General features: G+C 69.5%; 1 protein-coding gene. It reads right to left on the bottom strand.

Going from position 1 to position 279, the window contains the following annotated elements:
* Positions 1 to 279 (bottom strand): hypothetical protein (locus tag ASG05_RS16910; protein WP_235491474.1); only part of this gene is annotated, 279 nt, incomplete at both ends.

Genomic DNA, 279 nt, shown 5'->3' on the forward strand with positions numbered 1-279 from the left:
AGAGTGTCACCGGCTGACGTTCGACGCGGGGTGCGAAGCCGCGGAGTTCGGCTTGGGTCTGCTCGGGGGTGCCGATGTCCTGGATGAAGTTGAGGTTCCAGATGCTGGTGCCGAGGTTGGCGCGGGTCCAGCTCCAGGTGCCGGTCTTGTCGGTGGTGACCGTGGCGACCTTGGCTCCGCGGGTGTTCTCGATGCTGATCGTGGCGCCCGGGGTCGCGGTGCCGGTGAAGGTGAACGACGTGCGGGGCGTGTAGCCGGCTGCGGGGTCCGCGGGCGCGG

Source organism: Frigoribacterium sp. Leaf186, from assembly GCF_001423905.1.
Classification (GTDB): domain Bacteria; phylum Actinomycetota; class Actinomycetes; order Actinomycetales; family Microbacteriaceae; genus Frigoribacterium.